This window comes from Cupriavidus sp. SK-4, assembly GCF_000611125.1.
Lineage (GTDB): Bacteria > Pseudomonadota > Gammaproteobacteria > Burkholderiales > Burkholderiaceae > Cupriavidus > Cupriavidus necator.
Map to the genome: position 1 here is coordinate 1 of NZ_JFJW01000209.1, position 1,115 is coordinate 1,115.

General features: G+C 62.9%; 1 protein-coding gene. It reads right to left on the reverse strand.

Going from position 1 to position 1,115, the window contains the following annotated elements; all coding sequences use genetic code 11:
* Positions 1 to 40 precede the first annotated feature (40 nt).
* Positions 41 to 1,115 (reverse strand): ISNCY family transposase (locus CF68_RS34460; protein WP_035827955.1); only part of this gene is annotated, 1,075 nt, incomplete at its 5' end.

A 1,115-nucleotide genomic window follows, 5' to 3' on the forward strand; every position in this document is an offset into this window, starting at 1 on the left:
GATTCAAATGTCCGCTAGTTAGCCAGATCAGAATGTCCGGTTAGTGCAGCGTGTGTTTGCCTTTGGTTGGTTTGGGTTTCGGCCTTTTCTGTCGGGCAGTGGTGCTGGCCTGACCAGAGGTGGCTGGCCCAGGGTGGGGCGGTGCCAACTCATCGATGGCATGACGCAGATCCTGCCCGTCTAGGGCTCGCTGTCGCTTGGTGTCTGGTGCGCTTCGACGAGGCCGCAACGGCTGTCCCGACAAGGTTCTCGATGGGGTGCTGCCGGAGCGACGGTCGTCTCGTTTGGCCTGCATCTGCTGAGCAATGGCCAGCACGTGCCCCAGCCGCTTGTTTTCCACCACCGCGCCCTGATCGATCTCCGACAGCCGGTCATAGGTGGTGTAGGGCAGGGAGGCGCCATCGGCCCACAGTTCGATGCGCCCGTCCGGGTACTCCGCCACCTCGATATAGCGATGGATCAGGCGCCGGTGCTCGGGCTGGTCTGCCAGCAGGTACAGCGTCTTGTCATACTGCAGCGTGAGGCTGTGCGACACCTTGCGCCATTCGCGCCAGGTAAAAATCCGATCCAGATCCTCATCGGCGCGCAGCGGCCGATGCGCATTGAAATCGCTTCTGGGTATCCTGGCGAAACGCACGTTGAAATCGGCTTGAAACACCGGGGCAAAGGCATTGGCCGCGGCCATGCTGCTGATCCCACGCAGCCGCAACTCCTTGACCAGCCGATCCTGCAACGTGCCGTTCATCCGCTCCACGCGCCCTTTGGCTTGGCTGCTGTTGGCGCACAAACTCTCGATGTTCAGTTCGTACAAGGCGCGCCCGAATTGGGTATGCCCGTCACCGCCGGTGGCATTGGGCCTGTTGACCCGGAAAATGCCGGCCTTGTCGGAATAGAACGCCACCGGCTTGCCGTGGCGTTCCAGGTAGGCCCGTGTCGCCGCAAAGTAGCCAAATGCCGACTCGGTCGGCACGAACAACAGCTGCATCAGCCGGCTGGTGGCGTCGTCGACAAAGACCAGCAGCGTGCAGGCCGGGGCCCGGTCCTCGAACCAGGCGTGGTCGCTGCCATCGATCTGCACCAGCTCACCCAGGCAGGCTCGACGCCGCCGTGGCTGG